Annotated in this window: 10 protein-coding genes; 5 read left to right on the top strand and 5 right to left on the bottom strand. The window is 72.0% G+C overall.

The genetic code is table 11. The features are described from left to right. Positions 1-69: 69 nt before the first annotated feature. A complete protein-coding gene (locus ACOZ90_RS06120; RefSeq protein ID WP_422892756.1) occupies positions 70-438 on the top strand; it encodes a helix-turn-helix domain-containing protein in 369 nt (122 codons plus the stop codon). Positions 439-456: 18 nt separating this feature from the next. Here the strand turns inward: ACOZ90_RS06120 and ACOZ90_RS06115 are convergent, their stop codons facing one another. Continuing rightward, positions 457-1,839: an L-serine ammonia-lyase gene (locus ACOZ90_RS06115; RefSeq protein WP_422892755.1), complete on the bottom strand. Its 1,383-nt coding sequence runs from the start codon at positions 1,837-1,839 to the stop codon at positions 457-459. Between the two features lie 42 nt (positions 1,840-1,881). Here ACOZ90_RS06115 and ACOZ90_RS06110 point away from each other — a divergent pair, with 42 nt between their 5' ends. Beyond that, positions 1,882-2,130: a glutaredoxin family protein gene (locus ACOZ90_RS06110; protein ID WP_422892754.1), complete on the top strand. Its 249-nt coding sequence runs from the start codon at positions 1,882-1,884 to the stop codon at positions 2,128-2,130. Between the two features lie 300 nt (positions 2,131-2,430). Here the strand turns inward: ACOZ90_RS06110 and ACOZ90_RS06105 are convergent, their stop codons facing one another. The 3 genes from ACOZ90_RS06105 to ACOZ90_RS06095 are packed head-to-tail and all read right to left on the bottom strand — an operon-like array spanning position 2,431 to position 4,175. Beyond that, positions 2,431-2,979, bottom strand: coding sequence for a YceI family protein (locus ACOZ90_RS06105; RefSeq protein ID WP_422892753.1), 549 nt, complete (start codon positions 2,977-2,979; stop codon positions 2,431-2,433). A gap of 10 nt (positions 2,980-2,989) precedes the next feature. Then, complete coding sequence (locus tag ACOZ90_RS06100; RefSeq protein ID WP_422892752.1) at positions 2,990-3,562, bottom strand: cytochrome b; 573 nt, start codon at positions 3,560-3,562, stop codon at positions 2,990-2,992. Further along, positions 3,546-4,175 carry a YceI family protein gene (locus ACOZ90_RS06095; RefSeq protein WP_422892865.1) on the bottom strand — a complete coding sequence of 210 codons (630 nt, stop codon included), beginning with the start codon at positions 4,173-4,175 and terminating at the stop codon, positions 3,546-3,548. Before ACOZ90_RS06095 ends, ACOZ90_RS06100 begins: the two co-directional genes overlap by 17 nt. Before the next feature lie 82 nt (positions 4,176-4,257). Between ACOZ90_RS06095 and ACOZ90_RS06090 the strand changes: the two genes are divergently transcribed. The 3 genes from ACOZ90_RS06090 (at position 4,258) to ACOZ90_RS06080 (ending at position 12,727) form a co-directional block, all read left to right on the top strand. Then, positions 4,258-7,794: a hybrid sensor histidine kinase/response regulator gene (locus tag ACOZ90_RS06090; RefSeq protein ID WP_422892751.1), complete on the top strand. Its 3,537-nt coding sequence runs from the start codon at positions 4,258-4,260 to the stop codon at positions 7,792-7,794. A gap of 79 nt (positions 7,795-7,873) precedes the next feature. Further along, positions 7,874-11,383 carry an ATP-binding protein gene (locus ACOZ90_RS06085; protein ID WP_422892750.1) on the top strand — a complete coding sequence of 1,170 codons (3,510 nt, stop codon included), beginning with the start codon at positions 7,874-7,876 and terminating at the stop codon, positions 11,381-11,383. 216 nt (positions 11,384-11,599) lie between these two features. Continuing rightward, a complete protein-coding gene (locus ACOZ90_RS06080; protein WP_422892749.1) occupies positions 11,600-12,727 on the top strand; it encodes a metallophosphoesterase N-terminal domain-containing protein in 1,128 nt (375 codons plus the stop codon). Between the two features lie 8 nt (positions 12,728-12,735). Here the strand turns inward: ACOZ90_RS06080 and hemE are convergent, their stop codons facing one another. Then, on the bottom strand, positions 12,736-13,797 hold the full coding sequence (hemE, locus tag ACOZ90_RS06075) for a uroporphyrinogen decarboxylase (RefSeq protein WP_422892864.1): 1,062 nt from the start codon (positions 13,795-13,797) through the stop codon (positions 12,736-12,738). Positions 13,798-13,830: the final 33 nt, after the last annotated feature.

Here is a 13,830-nt window from a genome sequence, read left to right as displayed (position 1 = left end):
GCGCCGCGGCGTCAATGGGGCCCCGCGGCGGCATGCCGCGGCCCGACCCCCGACCAGAGGAGCAGTTCGATGAATGACGCCACCACCGTTTCCCCCGACCTCGTGCGCAGCGCCCGCGACGTGCGCGACTGGACGCGCCAGCAGCTGGCCGACGCCGCCGGTATCGACGTTGCCGCGGTCACCCGACTGGAAGAGGAGGGCAAGGCCGATGCCGCCACCCTGCGTGCGCTGTCGGCGGCCGTCGATATCCCGTTCGAGCGCCTGGCCGCTTCCACCACCGCCCGCCGGCACCTGGTCGTGCTGTGGATCGGTGTGGGCCTGGCGGCACTGTTCCTGTTCTCGCTGGCAGCCGGCTACCGCTTCGGCTCGGATGTCGCCAAGCGCGACAACTACCGGGACTGCGTCGCCGAGGGGCGGACGGACTGCGTGAGGGAGTAGGCCGGCCGCGCGCGGCGGTCAGCACTCGATGACGTTGACCGCCAGGCCGCCGCGTGAGGTTTCCTTGTACTTGTCGCGCATGTCGCGGCCGGTGTCGCGCATGGTCTTGATGACCTTGTCCAGGCTGACCTTCTGGGTGCCGTCGCCGCGGAAGGCCATGCGCGAGGCGTTGATGGCCTTGACCGAGCCCATGGCGTTGCGCTCGATGCAGGGGATCTGCACCAGGCCGCCGATCGGGTCGCAGGTGAGCCCGAGGTTGTGCTCCATGCCTATCTCGGCGGCGTTCTCGACCTGCGCAGGGGTGCCGCCCAGGGCGGCGGTGAGGCCGGCGGCGGCCATTGAGCAGGCCACGCCGACCTCGCCCTGGCAGCCGACCTCGGCGCCGGAAATGGAGGCGTTTTCCTTGTACAGGATGCCGACGGCGGCGGCGGTGAGCAGGAAGTCGAACACGCCCTGTTCGCTGGAGCCGGGGCAGAAGCGGTCGTAGTAGTGCAGCACCGCGGGGATGATGCCGGCCGCGCCGTTGGTGGGTGCGGTGACCACGCGGCCGCCGGCGGCGTTCTCCTCGTTCACCGCCAGCGCGTACAGGTTCACCCAGTCCAGGGTGGTCAGGGGGTCGCGCAGGGCGGCTTCGGGGCGGGCCGAGAGTTCGGCGTGCATGGCCGGCGCGCGGCGGGTGACCTTGAGCCCGCCGGGCAGGGTGCCGCCGTTGCGGATGCCGCGTTGCACGCAGGACTGCATGGCGGCCCACAGCTCGCGCAGGCCGTCGCGGATCTCGTCGGCGCTGCGCCAGCACTGTTCGTTCTCGAACATCATCTGCGCGATCGACAGGCCGGTGTCCTTCGCCCGCGCCAGCAGTTCGTCGCCGCTGGAGAAGGGGTGCGGGACGGCGGTGGTGTCGGCGACGATCCGGTCTTCGGCGGCGTCGTCCTGGTTGACCACGAAGCCGCCGCCGACGGAGTAGTAGTCGCGGCTGGCGATTTCGTTGCCTTCGGCGTCGTAGGCGGCAAAGCGCATGCCGTTGGTGTGGTAGGGGAGCTTCTGCCGCTTGTTCATCAGCAGGTCGCGCTTTTCCTCGAACGCGATCTCGTGGCTGCCGGCCAGGCGGATGCGCTTTTCGCCGCGGATGCGCTCCATGGCGGCGGGGATGATGTCGGGGTCGACGAGGTTGGGCATGTGCCCTTCCAGGCCCATCATCACGGCCTTGTCGGTGCCGTGGCCGCGGCCGGTGAGGGCCAGCGAGCCGAATACTTCGGCGCGGATGCGGGCGACGTCGCCGAGGCGGCCGGCCTCGAGCAGCCAGCGGTCGACGAAGCGGGCGGCGGCGCGCATCGGCCCGACGGTGTGGGAGGAGCTCGGCCCGATGCCGATCTTGTAGAGGTCGAAGGTGCTGACGGCCATGGGGCTATTCTATCCGCCCCGCAGCTTTTTCCCCGCCGGTCGATGCAGCAGTCCGTTCCAGCCCTGATCCTGTACCAGCGTGACGACTGTCCGCTGTGCGACGAGGCGCTGGCGGTGCTGGCGCAGGCGCGGGTGCCGGACTTCGAGACGGTGTGGATCGACGATGACGAAGGGCTGGAGGCGCGCTACGGGATCCGGGTGCCGGTGTTGCGGGATGATCCTGGTGGTCGTGAGCTGGACTGGCCGTTCGATGCCGATGCTGTGAGGGCGTTCTTGGCTGGACAGCCGTAGGTCTAAGCTGCGTCCTCGACGTTTCGCGAGTTCAAACATCCTTCTTCCTGATTCGCGATGCCTTCGGTGGGACGCCGCGCCCTGCCGGTGGGGGGTATCGCTTTTCGCGCGGCAGGGCGTCCTGCCCTGGCGCGCGCGCAATACATCCATGTATTGCTTGTCGCGATACCCCCCACCGGCAGGGCGCGGCTCACTCGATCGGAAACTGCGGCTCTTCGTTTGCAGGTGAGCTGCCTCGGATGATGTTGGCTCTTCTTCTGTAGGAGCGCGCCATGCGCGCGAGGCCGCGTGACTCCTGTTTCAGGGTGCTGGCTGAAACACCACCTTGGTACTGACGGCGATTTCCGCGGGAATGATGGAGGTGTCGGCCCAGTCGCCGTCGCCGATGTTGAACGCCAGGCGGTCGACGGTGGCGCGGCCGGTGAGGGTGGGGGCGGGGCCGGCGTCCCAGCTGAAGGTCAGGGTGACCGGGTGGCTCACGCCGTGCAGATCCAGGGTGCCGTCGGTGGCGTAGCGGCCGTCTTCCAGTTGGCGGGCCCCTCGGGCGACGTAGCGGGCGCGCATGAAGCGGGAGACGTCGAAGAACGACTCGCCGCGCATCTCGCCGTCGTAGTCCGGGTTGCCGGTGGTGACTTGGGACAGCGGGATGTCGACCTCCAGCCGGGTGGCGGCAAGGTCGGCGGGGTCGAAGTGCAGGCGGGTCTGGAAGCCGGGGAAGTGGCCGCTGAACACTTCGCCCTGCCAGGTGCCGGCGAACACGAGGCTTGATCCGGACGCCTGCTCGTAGTCGGCGGCGCGTGCGGAAGTGGCGGACAGGATCAGCAAGGCGGTCAGCAGCAGGGTGCGCATGGGGTGATCCTCAGTGGTCGGGCCGGCGCGGGCGCAGCCAGCCGCGCGGAAGCATCCGCGCCAGGGTGGCGTCGCGCAGGACGAGGTGGTGGTGCAGGGCGGCGCCGGCGTGCACCAGGGCCACTGCCACCAGCAGCAGGAACAGCCACAGGTGCACGGTGCCGGCAAGCTCGCGCAGGGCCGGGTCGCTGGCGGCGAGGGCGGGCAGGTTGAACAGGCCGAACCACTGCAGCGGGAAGCCGGCGGCGGAGTTGAACAGCCAGCCGCTGAACGGGAGCGCGAACAGCAGCGCGTACAGGAGGGCGTGGGAGATCCGCGCGGCGCGTTCCTGCCAGGGTGGGGTGCCGGGCACCGGCGCGGGGGCTTGGGCGTGAAGCCGCCAGGCCAGGCGCAGCGCGGCCAGGGCGAGGACAGTCAGGCCGATCGATTTGTGCAGGGCGTAGGCGCGGATCTTGTCGGGGCTGTTGGGCATGTTGGCCATGAGCAGGCCGAGCGGGCCCTGGAGCAGGATCAGCGCGACCACCAGCCAGTGCAGGAGCTGGCTGATGTCGCCCCAGCGGGTGGCGTCATTCTTCCAGGGCACCTTCGTTGCCTGGTTCGGTGAAGCCCGCGTCCGGGTCGGCGATGGCCTCGACTTCTAGCCGCAGTTCGACGTCGTCGCCGATCACGCCGGGCCAGGAGGTGATGCCGAAGTCGCTGCGGCTGAGCATGGTGACGGCGGAGAATCCGGCGGTGCGGCGGAACGGCGGCAGGGGGTGGCGGCGCAGGTCGTTCATCACCGCGTTCAGCACCACCGGGCGGGTGACGCCGCGCAGGGTCAGCCGGCCGTGGATGCGCATGCGGCGCTCGCCGGCGGTTTCGACGCGCGTGGAGACGAACACCGCGTGCGGGTGGCGCCCGGCGTCGAGCAGGTTGCCGGCCAGGGTGGCGCGGTTCCAGTCCGCGTCGCCCAGATCCAGCCGCTGCATCGGTACGCGCGCCTCGACCCGCGCGCTGGCCCGGTCGTCGGGATCCAGCAGCAGGGTGCCGGTGGTGCCGGAGACGGTGCCGATGGCGCGCGAGAAGCCGGCGTGGTCGACCGCGAACATCACCCGCGTGTGCACCGGATCCAGGGCGTAGGTGCGGGCCTGGGCGGCCACGTCGCCGGCGAGTGCCAGCAGCGCGGCCAGCGCGCCCGCGGCGATGGCGGGCGGGATTCCCCGGCCGCAGCGCGGTTGCGCCCGCGCCGCGCCGTTGCGAGGATGCGGCTTCACCGGGGGGTGAGGGGATGCACGGAGCATGCTTCGCAAGGTAGCGATCATCGGCCTGCTTGTCATGGCGGCGGCCACCGCCCGGGCCAGTCTGCCCGAGACGCCGCGGCTGCGGCAGATGACGGTGGCCGATGGCCTGCCGTCCAATGCGGTGCACGCGCTGGCCGAAGACCGCAGCGGATATCTGTGGATCGGAACCGGCGACGGGCTGGCGCGCTACGACGGGGTCGGTTTCCGGATCTGGCGCAGGGAAGAAGGGTTGCCGGCCAACCACGTGCTCGGCCTGCACGTGGATGCCGGTGACCGGCTGTGGGTCGCCACCACCGGCGGGCTGGTGGTGCTGGATCGCGAGCATGGGCGGTTCGAGCGCATGGACGCCGTTGATCCGGATACGGCCGGGGACAGCATCATCTGGAGCGTGGCCGGAACCGGCGACGGTGCGGTGTGGTTCGGCACCGGGGGCTCGGGGCTGTTCCGGATCGATCCGGACGGGCGGATGCAGCGTTTCATGCCCGATCCGGACGACCCGCACAGCCTGCCGTCGGCGAGCGTGCCGCTGCTGGCGGTCACCGGTGACGGCACGCTCTGGGCCGGCACCCGCGGCGGCCTGGCGCGCTGGACGGGCGAGGGCTTTGAGACGGTCGCGGGCCTGCCGGCCGATCCGATCCTGCTGGGGCTGGCGCCCGGCGATGACGGCCAGCTGTGGGTCGGGCTGCCGCAGGGCGCGGGGGTGGTCGGGCGCGACGGCAGGTTCTCGCAGGCACTGCCCTGGCAGCAGGACGAACGCTCGGGGCGGATCTACGGCGTGCTGCTGCGCGATTCGGGCGGGCAGTACTGGCTTGAATCCTTCGCCGGCCTGGCGATGGGCCGCGCCGGGCACATCGACGTCGTGGGCACCTACAGCGAGCTGCGCCAGGGCCGGGTCAAGCCGGCGTGGTCGGCGGCGCACGAGGATCATGAGGGCGGGCTGTGGCTGGGCAGCGATGACGCCGGCCTGTGGTACCTGGCGCCGAACTGGCGGCAGTTCTCGGTGCTCTCGCACAACCCGGACGATCCGCGCACCCCGGCCAACATCGACGTCACCGCGGTGGCGCCGGCGGCCGGTGGCGGCGTCTGGATGGTGGGCAACAGCGGCGTGCTGGATCTGCTTGATCCGGGCAGCGGCCACGTCCAGCACGTCTACAGCGATACCGAGGACTACGTGCCCGAAGCCGTGCTCGAGGACGACGCGGGCAACGTCTGGATCGGCTTCCACGGCGGCCTGGCCCGCTATGACCGCGCAGGTGCCGGCATGCGCATGTGGCATGCCGACCAGGCGTCCGATCCCGTGCCGGCGGGGCGGCCCGCGGCGCTGGTGCAGGCGGCCGGGGGACTGGTGTGGACGGTGTCCAACTACGGCGGCCTGCAGGCGCGCGACCGTGACGGGCTTGTCCGGGAAAGGGTGGTTCCCGGCGACGGCCGGGGGCTGGAGGCCGGGCGCTACATCAGCCACGCCGGCCGCGGCCCCGACGGCGCGCTCTGGGTGGCCGGCGAGCCGGGGCTGCTGCTGTGGAACTCCGGCACGCGGGAGCTGGAGCCGGTGCCGGGCGCCCCGGAGGGGGAGGTCGGGCTGTTCGCGGTGGAAGGACACCAGCGGGTCTGGCTCGCCGGTTCGGGAGCGCTGGCGTCTTTCCGCTGGGATGGCGTGCAGCTGGAGCCGGAGATTCGGCTGGGTTCGGCGGACGGCATGCCGCTGGTGGACTTCATCGGCATGTCCGTGGACGCCGACGGCGTGGTCTGGCTGACCGGCGCCCGGGGCCTGGTGCGGGTGGATCCGCAGCGGCGGATGGTGAACGTGTTCGGGGTCAGCCACGGGCTGCCGGCGCAGGACATCACCACCGCGCCGGTGGCGCGCGGATTGGACGGGCGCATGCACATGTCCACCGGCGCCGGGCTGGTGATCTTCGATCCGGCGGCGGTGCGCCCCGACGAGGCGATGCCGACGCTGTCGATCAAGACGGTCGAGGTGCGCGGGCGCGACGGCGTGCGCCAGCTCGACCCGGACAGCCCGCTGCGCCTGGGCTGGCGTGACCACGAGATGCGGGTGCACGCGCGGCTGGCCGGCTTCAACTCCGCCCGCCACAGCCGCTACCGCTTCCTGCTGCACGGCTACGACGCGGACTGGGTGGAGACCGGCGCCGCCGGCGAGCGGGTGTTCCCGGCCCTGGCGCCGGGCCACTACCGGCTGGAGGTGATGGGGCGCAATCCGATGAGCCTGTGGTCGGAGCCGAATACGTTTGCCTTCGAGGTGGCCGCGCCGTGGTGGCGGACGGGCCGGGCGCGGGCGGCCTACGTGCTTGCCGCGCTGCTGTTGGGCGGCTGGGTCGTGTCCACGGTGCGGCGCCGGGTGCGCGAGCGCATGGCGATGCAGCGGGTGCGCCAGGAACGCGAGCTGGCCCACCGCGCCTCGGAGGCCAAGACGCGGTTCCTGGCCACCCTGGGCCACGAGGTGCGCACGCCCATGACCGGGGTGCTGGGCATGAGCGAGCTGCTGCTCGGCACCGGGCTGGACGAGCGCCAGCGCGGCTATGCCGAATCCATCCGCCGCGCCGGCGACCACCTGATGCGGCTGGTCAACGACGCCCTGGACCTGGCCCGGATCGAGGCCGGCAAGCTGGAGCTGGATCCGCAGCCGTTCGATCCCCGGGTGATGATCCAGGAGGTCGCTGCGCTGACCGGGCCGCTGGCGCAGCGGCGCGGCCTGGCCTGGCGGGTGGACGTGGATCCGGGCGTGCCGGAAGGCCTGCTGGGCGACCAGGTGCGGATCCGCCAGATCCTGCTGAACCTGGCGGGCAACGCGATCAAGTTCACCGACCGTGGTGAGGTGGCGCTGTCGGTTCGGCCGATGACGCCGGCCGGGGTGTGCTTCACCGTTGCCGACACCGGGCCCGGGCTGAACGAGGAGCAGAAATCGCGCCTGTTCCGGCGCTTCGAGCAGGCCGACGGCGCGCGCACCGCCTCGCGCTACGGCGGCAGCGGGCTGGGGCTTGCGATCTGCCAGGAGCTGGCAGCGCAGATGCAGGGCAGGATCCGGGTCGAGAGCGCCCCCGGCAGGGGCTCGCGCTTCAGCGTGGAACTGCCGCTGCCGGAGGCCCGCGTCGTGGCCCCCGTGCAGCCGGCGCAGGCCGCGCAGGGGCAGGGCGCGCGGGTGCTGCTGGTGGAGGACGAGCCGACGGTGGCCGAGGTGCTGGCCGGGCTGCTGGTGGAGCAGGGCTACGCCCCCACCCTTGCCAGCCACGGGCTGGCCGCGCTGGCCGAGCTGCGGCGCGGCGAGTTTGACCTGGTGCTGCTCGACCTCGACCTGCCCGGGATCGACGGCGTGGCGTTGGCCCGGCAGCTGCGGGCGCAGGGCTGGCGGCGGCCGATCGTGGCCCTGACCGCGCGCGCCGACCCGGCCGCCGAGCCGCTGGCGCGCCAGGCCGGCTGCGATGCCTTCCTGCGCAAGCCGATCGGCGGCGCGGCGCTGGCGACGGCGCTTGCCGGCCTGCTGGCGGGGGCCGGCGGATCAGCGCCGGCGGATGCCTGAACCACGGCCCGTCCGCTCGCCGGGCGGGCGTCGGGGTTACCCTTGTCGGCCGGGGGAGCGGACGATCGAGGCCGGCCTGATGTCGATCCTGAAATGGGCGTTGCTGGTGGTGGCCATGCTGGCCACGGCGACCGCGCACGCGGCCGGCGAGATTCCGCGCCCGCGGCAGCTGTCGGTGGCCGACGGCCTGCCCTCCAACAACGTCAGCGACATGGCCGAGGATCGCGAGGGCTTCCTGTGGCTGGCCACCTCCGACGGCCTGGCGCGCTACGACGGCACCGGATTCCGCATCTGGCGGGCCGAGGACGGCCTGGCCGACAGCTTCCTGTGGGGAGTGGACATCGATTCGCAGGGGCGGGTGTGGATGGGCACCCGGTTTGCCGGGCTGCTGCGCTACGACCCGGCCACCGGCCGCTTCCACGACACGGCGGAGCTCGGCGTGTCCGAGGTGGAAGGCGAGCAGGTGTGGGCGCTGGCGGTGGATCGGGACGACAGCGTGTGGTTCGGCACCGCCAGCTCCGGCCTGTACCGGCGGCACCCCGGCGGCGAGGTGGAACGCTACATGCCCGTCGCCGACGATCCACGGAGCCTGCCCTCGGCTGCGGTGAGCGTGGTTGATATCGCGCCCGACGGTTCGGTGTGGCTGGGCACCCGCGACGGCGTGGCGCGCTGGACGGGCAGCGATTTCGAGCGCGTGCCGGCGGAGCTGCTGCCCGATAGCCGGATCAACGCCCTGGCCTTCGAGCCCGACGGCACGCTGTGGATCGGCACCGCCGGCGGCGTCGCCCGGTGGCACCCCGACGGCAGCGGCTCCGGCGAGGCCTGGGGCGAGCACATCGACCGCCGGGTGAACCAGGTGCTGGCGCAGGACAGCCGCGGCGATTTCTGGCTGGACATCCGCGCCGGCCTGGGCTTTGCCGAAGACCCGTACGGGCCGGTCAGCGTGGTGCCGCTGTACAGCGAGTCCTCGCGCGGCGAAGTCCGGCCCTACTGGTCGGAGGTGATCGAGGATCGCGAGGGCGGGGTGTGGCTGCTCAGCAGCAGCCACGGCCTGTGGTACGTGCCCGCCTCCTGGCGCCGCTTCTCCATCTACGTGCGCCGGGTCGGTGATCCGGCGACGCTGGGCAATGCCAACGTGCTGGGGATGTCGCCGGCACGGGGTGGCGGCGTGTGGCTGGTGGGCAGCAGCGGGGCGCTGGATCGCTTTGATCCGGCGACCGGCGCGGTGCAGCGGGTGATGGAGGATGTCGGCCAGGGACTGATGCTGAGCGGCGTCCTGGAGGACAGCCGCGGCAACGTGTGGGTGGGCTATTCGTCCGGGCTGGCGCGGCTGGAGCCGGACACCGGTGCGCTGCGGCGCTGGGACGACCGCCAGGAGCACGATGCGGTGCCGGTGCGGGCGGCGGTGGGCGAGTTCGTCGAGACTCCCGACGGGCGGCTGTGGATGGCCGGCGGAGAAACCCACCTGCAGGCGCGTGACCTGGAGGGCCGGCTCCTGGCCGACTTCACCCAGGGCGATGGCAGCGGGCTGGATGAGGACGAGAACGTCAAGGCGATGGCGTCCGGGCCCGACGGGCGCCCGTGGCTCGGCACCACCCGCGGGCTGCGCCGGCTCAACGCCGAAGGCGACGGCTGGGAAGACGTGCCCGGCGCCGGCAGCGCGATGGTGACCGCGCTGTCGGTGGACGGCGACCGGGTGTGGGCCGCCGGAACCGGCGAAATGTGGGCCTGGCGCTGGGACGGCGCTGAGCTGCAGCCGACCCTGCACCTGGATACCAGCCACCATCTGCCCCTGGTTGCCTTCAGCGGCGTGGCCGCCGGGGACAGCGGAGGGGTGTGGCTGACCAGCACCCGTGGACTGGTGCGGGTGGATACGGCGGACAGGAGCGTGCGCAGCTGGTCGGTGGGCGACGGCCTGCCCAGCCAGGACATGCGCAATCCGCCGCTGCGCGACCCGGCCAGCGGCCGGCTGCTGGTGGGAACGCCGGACGGGCTGGTGGTGTTCGATCCGGCGGCGGCAAAGGAGATCCCGCTGGAGCCCAACCTGGTGATCACCGCGGCACAGGTGCGCGGGCGGCCGGCGTTCGCGCCCGGCCAGCCGTTCACGATGGAGCATGGTGATCGCGACCTGCGGGTGACCGCCAGGCTGCTGTCGTTCCGCAATCCCGCGGCCAACCACTACCGCTTCCGCCTGGCCGACTACGACGATGACTGGGTCGATGTCGGCGCCAGCGGCGAGCGGGTGTTCTCGCAGCTGCCCGCCGGCGCCTGGACGCTCGAGGTGATGGCGCGCAACGGTGACAACCAGTGGTCGGGGACGGAGACCCTCCGTTTCCGGGTTGCTCCGCCGTGGTGGCGCACGCCGACGGCGATCGCCCTGTTCGCGCTGCTGGCGCTGGCCCTGGCCTGGGCGCTGGCGCATGCCTACCGCGCGCGGCTGCGGCGCCGCCACGAGTGGCAGCTGGCCGAGCACAAGCGCGAACTGGCCGAACAGGCGTCGATGGCCAAGACCCGCTTCCTGGCCACCCTCGGGCACGAGGTGCGCACGCCGATGACCGGCGTGCTGGGGATGAGCGAGCTGTTGCTGGGCACGCCGCTGGCCGACCGCCAGCGGCGCTACGCGGAGTCGATCCACGACGCCGGCGACCACCTGCTCAGGCTGCTCAACGATGCGCTCGACCTGGCCCGGATCGAGGCCGGCAGGCTGCACTTCGAGCACATGCCGTTCGACCTGCACCAGCTGCTGGAGGAGTGCAGGACGATGAACGCGCCGCTGGTGGGCCAGCGTGGCCTGGAGTTCCGCAGCTACGTGGACGACGGGGTGCCGCAGTGGGTGCTGGGCGACGTGGTGCGGGTGCGCCAGATCCTGCTGAACCTGCTGGGCAATGCGATCAAGTTCACCGAGCGCGGCCACGTCGAGCTGGGCGTGCAGCGCGGCGAGGGCGACGTGGTGCGGTTCGTCGTGGCCGACACCGGCCCGGGGCTCAATGCCGAGCAGCGCGAGCGCCTGTTCCGGCGCTTTGAACAGCTCGAACGGCCGCAGACCGGCGTGCGCTACGGCGGCAGCGGCCTGGGCCTGGCGATCTGCCAGGAGCTGGCGGCGGGGATGGGCGGCCGGATCTCGGTCGACAGCGCGCCCGGACGCGGTTCCCGCTTCGAAGTGGAGCTGCCGCTGCCCGCCACCGCGGCGGCCACCACCGCGGCCACCGCGCCGCCCGCGCCGGTGCAGCCGCTGTCACTGCTGCTGGTGGAGGACGACCCGACCGTGGCCGAGGTCATCGGCGGCCTGCTGCGGCGCCAGGGCCACGGCGTGACCCATGCCGCGCACGCGCTGGCGGCGCTGGCGGCGCTGGCCGAGCGGGCCCCCGACGCGGCCCTGCTGGATCTGGATCTGCCGGGGCTGGACGGCCACCAGCTGGCGCGCCAGTTCCGCGCCCAGGGCTACACCGGCACCCTGATCGCGATCACCGCGCGCGCCGACGCCGATTCCGAACCGCAGGCCATGCGCGCCGGCTTCGACCGCTTCGTGCGCAAGCCGCTGACCGGGGCGATCCTGGCCCGCGCGCTGGCGGGGGTGGAACCGCGTTAGCCGGCTTCGCTCCTGTTTGCACCGGCCAACAGGCCATGGGCGGTGAAGCAGCCCTGTCATGACGGCCACACATTCGCTTCGCATGGTCCCGTCCTGATCCGCGGCTGAGCCAGCCGGCTTTCCAGCGCATGTTTCAAGCGTCGATGGTGCCCGCGCCGCCCAGGTCCGGCTGCCTGCGCTTGTCGATGTGCGCATACAGATCAGGTGAATGACACGATGAAGATCCGGGCCCTGCTTTTCCTGTTTTTCGCGGCCGCCTCCGGCGTCCATGCAGCGCCGTGGATCGCGTCGCCGGAGGTCATCGCCGGGCAGCGGGACTCCCGGGAGATCCGAGGCGTCGTGTTCGAAGACCTGGACGGCGATGGCCGCCACCAGTCCGGCGAGCCGGGCGTCGCCGGGGTACTGGTCTCGAACGGACTGGACGTGGTGCGCAGCGACGAACAGGGCGGATACGCGCTTCCGGTTCGCGCGGACATGGACCTGTTCGTGATCCAGCCTGCGGGCTGGATGGTGCCGGTGGACGTGCGCAACGTCCCGCAGTTCTCCTATACGCACAAGCCCGGCGGCAGCCCGGTCGCGCTGCGCTTCGGCGGGCTCGCGGACACCGGCCCGGCGCCGGAACAGGTGAACTTCCCGCTGCGCCGTCTGGCCGGCGCCTCGCCGCAATTCAGCTGCACCGCGATCGGCGACAGCCAGGTCTATTCCAACCACGAGATCACCCAGTTCCGCGACAGCGCCATCGCCGACCTGCTGGCCAGGGATCACGGGCCGGCCGACTGCATGATCTACCTGGGTGACGTCGCCGGCGACGACCTGGGCCTGCTGGATCGCCTGTTTGAAGTGGGCTCGGTGACCGGGCTGCCGCAGTGGGCGGTGCCGGGCAACCACGACGTCGACTTCGATGCGCCCGACGATGCCCATTCGATGGACAGCTGGCGGCGGCTGTGGGGGCCGGCGTACTTTGCCTTCGAGATCGGCGAGGTGCTGTTCGTCGGCCTGGACAACGTGGTGTATCCATGCACGGCCAGGGACATGCAGCTGGCGGGGCGCGAGTTCTGCGAAGCCGGGCGCAACCCCACCTACAACGCGCGGGTGGTGCCCACCCAGGGCTGGGAGGGCGGCCGCGGCGCGACGGCCAACACCGGCGCTCCCCAGCCCTCGGGCTGGGCCGATCGCAGCGTGCACCTGTGGCAGGCGCGGCTGCCCGCCGATCTGTCCGAGGGCGTCCACACCCTGCGCCTGACCTCCACCGACCGCAACGGCCGCAGCTGGGCCGACGTGGTGACCTTCGAGGTGCGCGCAGCCCATCCGCCCCCGCGTCACCGCCGGGAAGTGTGGCGCTGAGCGTAGGCTCAGCGCGCGCTGTAGGCGTGCACTTCCTCCACCAGCACGGCGACGTGGTCGGGGTTCATGTCCGGCGACATGCCGTGGCCGAGGTTGAACACGTGGCCCTCGCGCGAGCCGCCGTTGCCGTCGCGGTAGCTGTCCAGCGCCTTGCGCACCTGGCCGCGGATGGCTTCGGGTGAGCCGTAGAGGGTGGTCGGGTCGAGGTTGCCCTGCAGCGCGACCCGGCCGCCGGTGACGCGGGCGGCATCGGACAGGTCCATCAGCCAGTCCACGCCCAGGCCCTCGGCGCCGGTGTCGGCCAGCTCGCCCAGGTAGTTGCCGTTGCCGCGGCCGAACAGGATCAGCGGGGTGCGGTCGTCGCCTTCGCCGCGCTCCAGCTCGCGCGCGATGCGGGCCATGTATGGCAGGGAGAACTCGCGGTACATGGCCGGCGAGAGCACGCCGCCCCAGGTATCGAACACCTGCAGCGCCTGGGCGCCGGCCGCGCGCTGGGCGGCGAGGTAGGCGATCACCGCATCCGTGTTGACCTCCAGCAGCTGGTGCAGGGCCTTCGGGTCGTTGTGGGCCATGGCCTTGATGATCGAGAAGTTCTTGCTGCCGCCGCCCTCGACCATGTAGCAGGCCAGCGTCCACGGGCTGCCGGAGAAGCCGATCAGCGGCACCTTGCCGCCGAGCTCGCGGCGGATCACCCGCACCGCGTCCATGACGTAGCGCAGCTCGGTTTCCATGTCCGGCACGCCGAGCTTCGCGATCGCCGCGGCGTCGCGCAGCGGGCGTTCGAACTTCGGGCCCTCGCCGTCGGCGAAGTACAGGCCCAGGCCCATGGCGTCGGGGATGGTGAGGATGTCGGAGAACAGGATCGCCGCGTCCAGCGGGAAGCGGCGCAGCGGCTGCAGGGTGACCTCGCAGGCCATGTCGGGGTTCTTGGCCAGGTTCAGGAAGCTGCCGGCCTCGGCGCGGCTGGCGCGGTACTCGGGCAGGTAGCGGCCGGCCTGGCGCATCAGCCAGACGGGCGTGCGGTCAACGGGCTGGCGGCGCAGGGCGCGCAGGAAGCGGTCGTTTTGCAGGGTCTCGGACAAGGTCGTGCTCTCTTGGTCTTG

The sequence above is a fragment of the Luteimonas dalianensis genome, assembly GCF_049339425.1.
GTDB classification, from domain to species: domain Bacteria; phylum Pseudomonadota; class Gammaproteobacteria; order Xanthomonadales; family Xanthomonadaceae; genus Luteimonas; species Luteimonas dalianensis.
The sequence above is the reverse complement of the archived record's forward strand: the minus strand, read 5'-3'. Positions and strand labels throughout refer to the sequence as shown.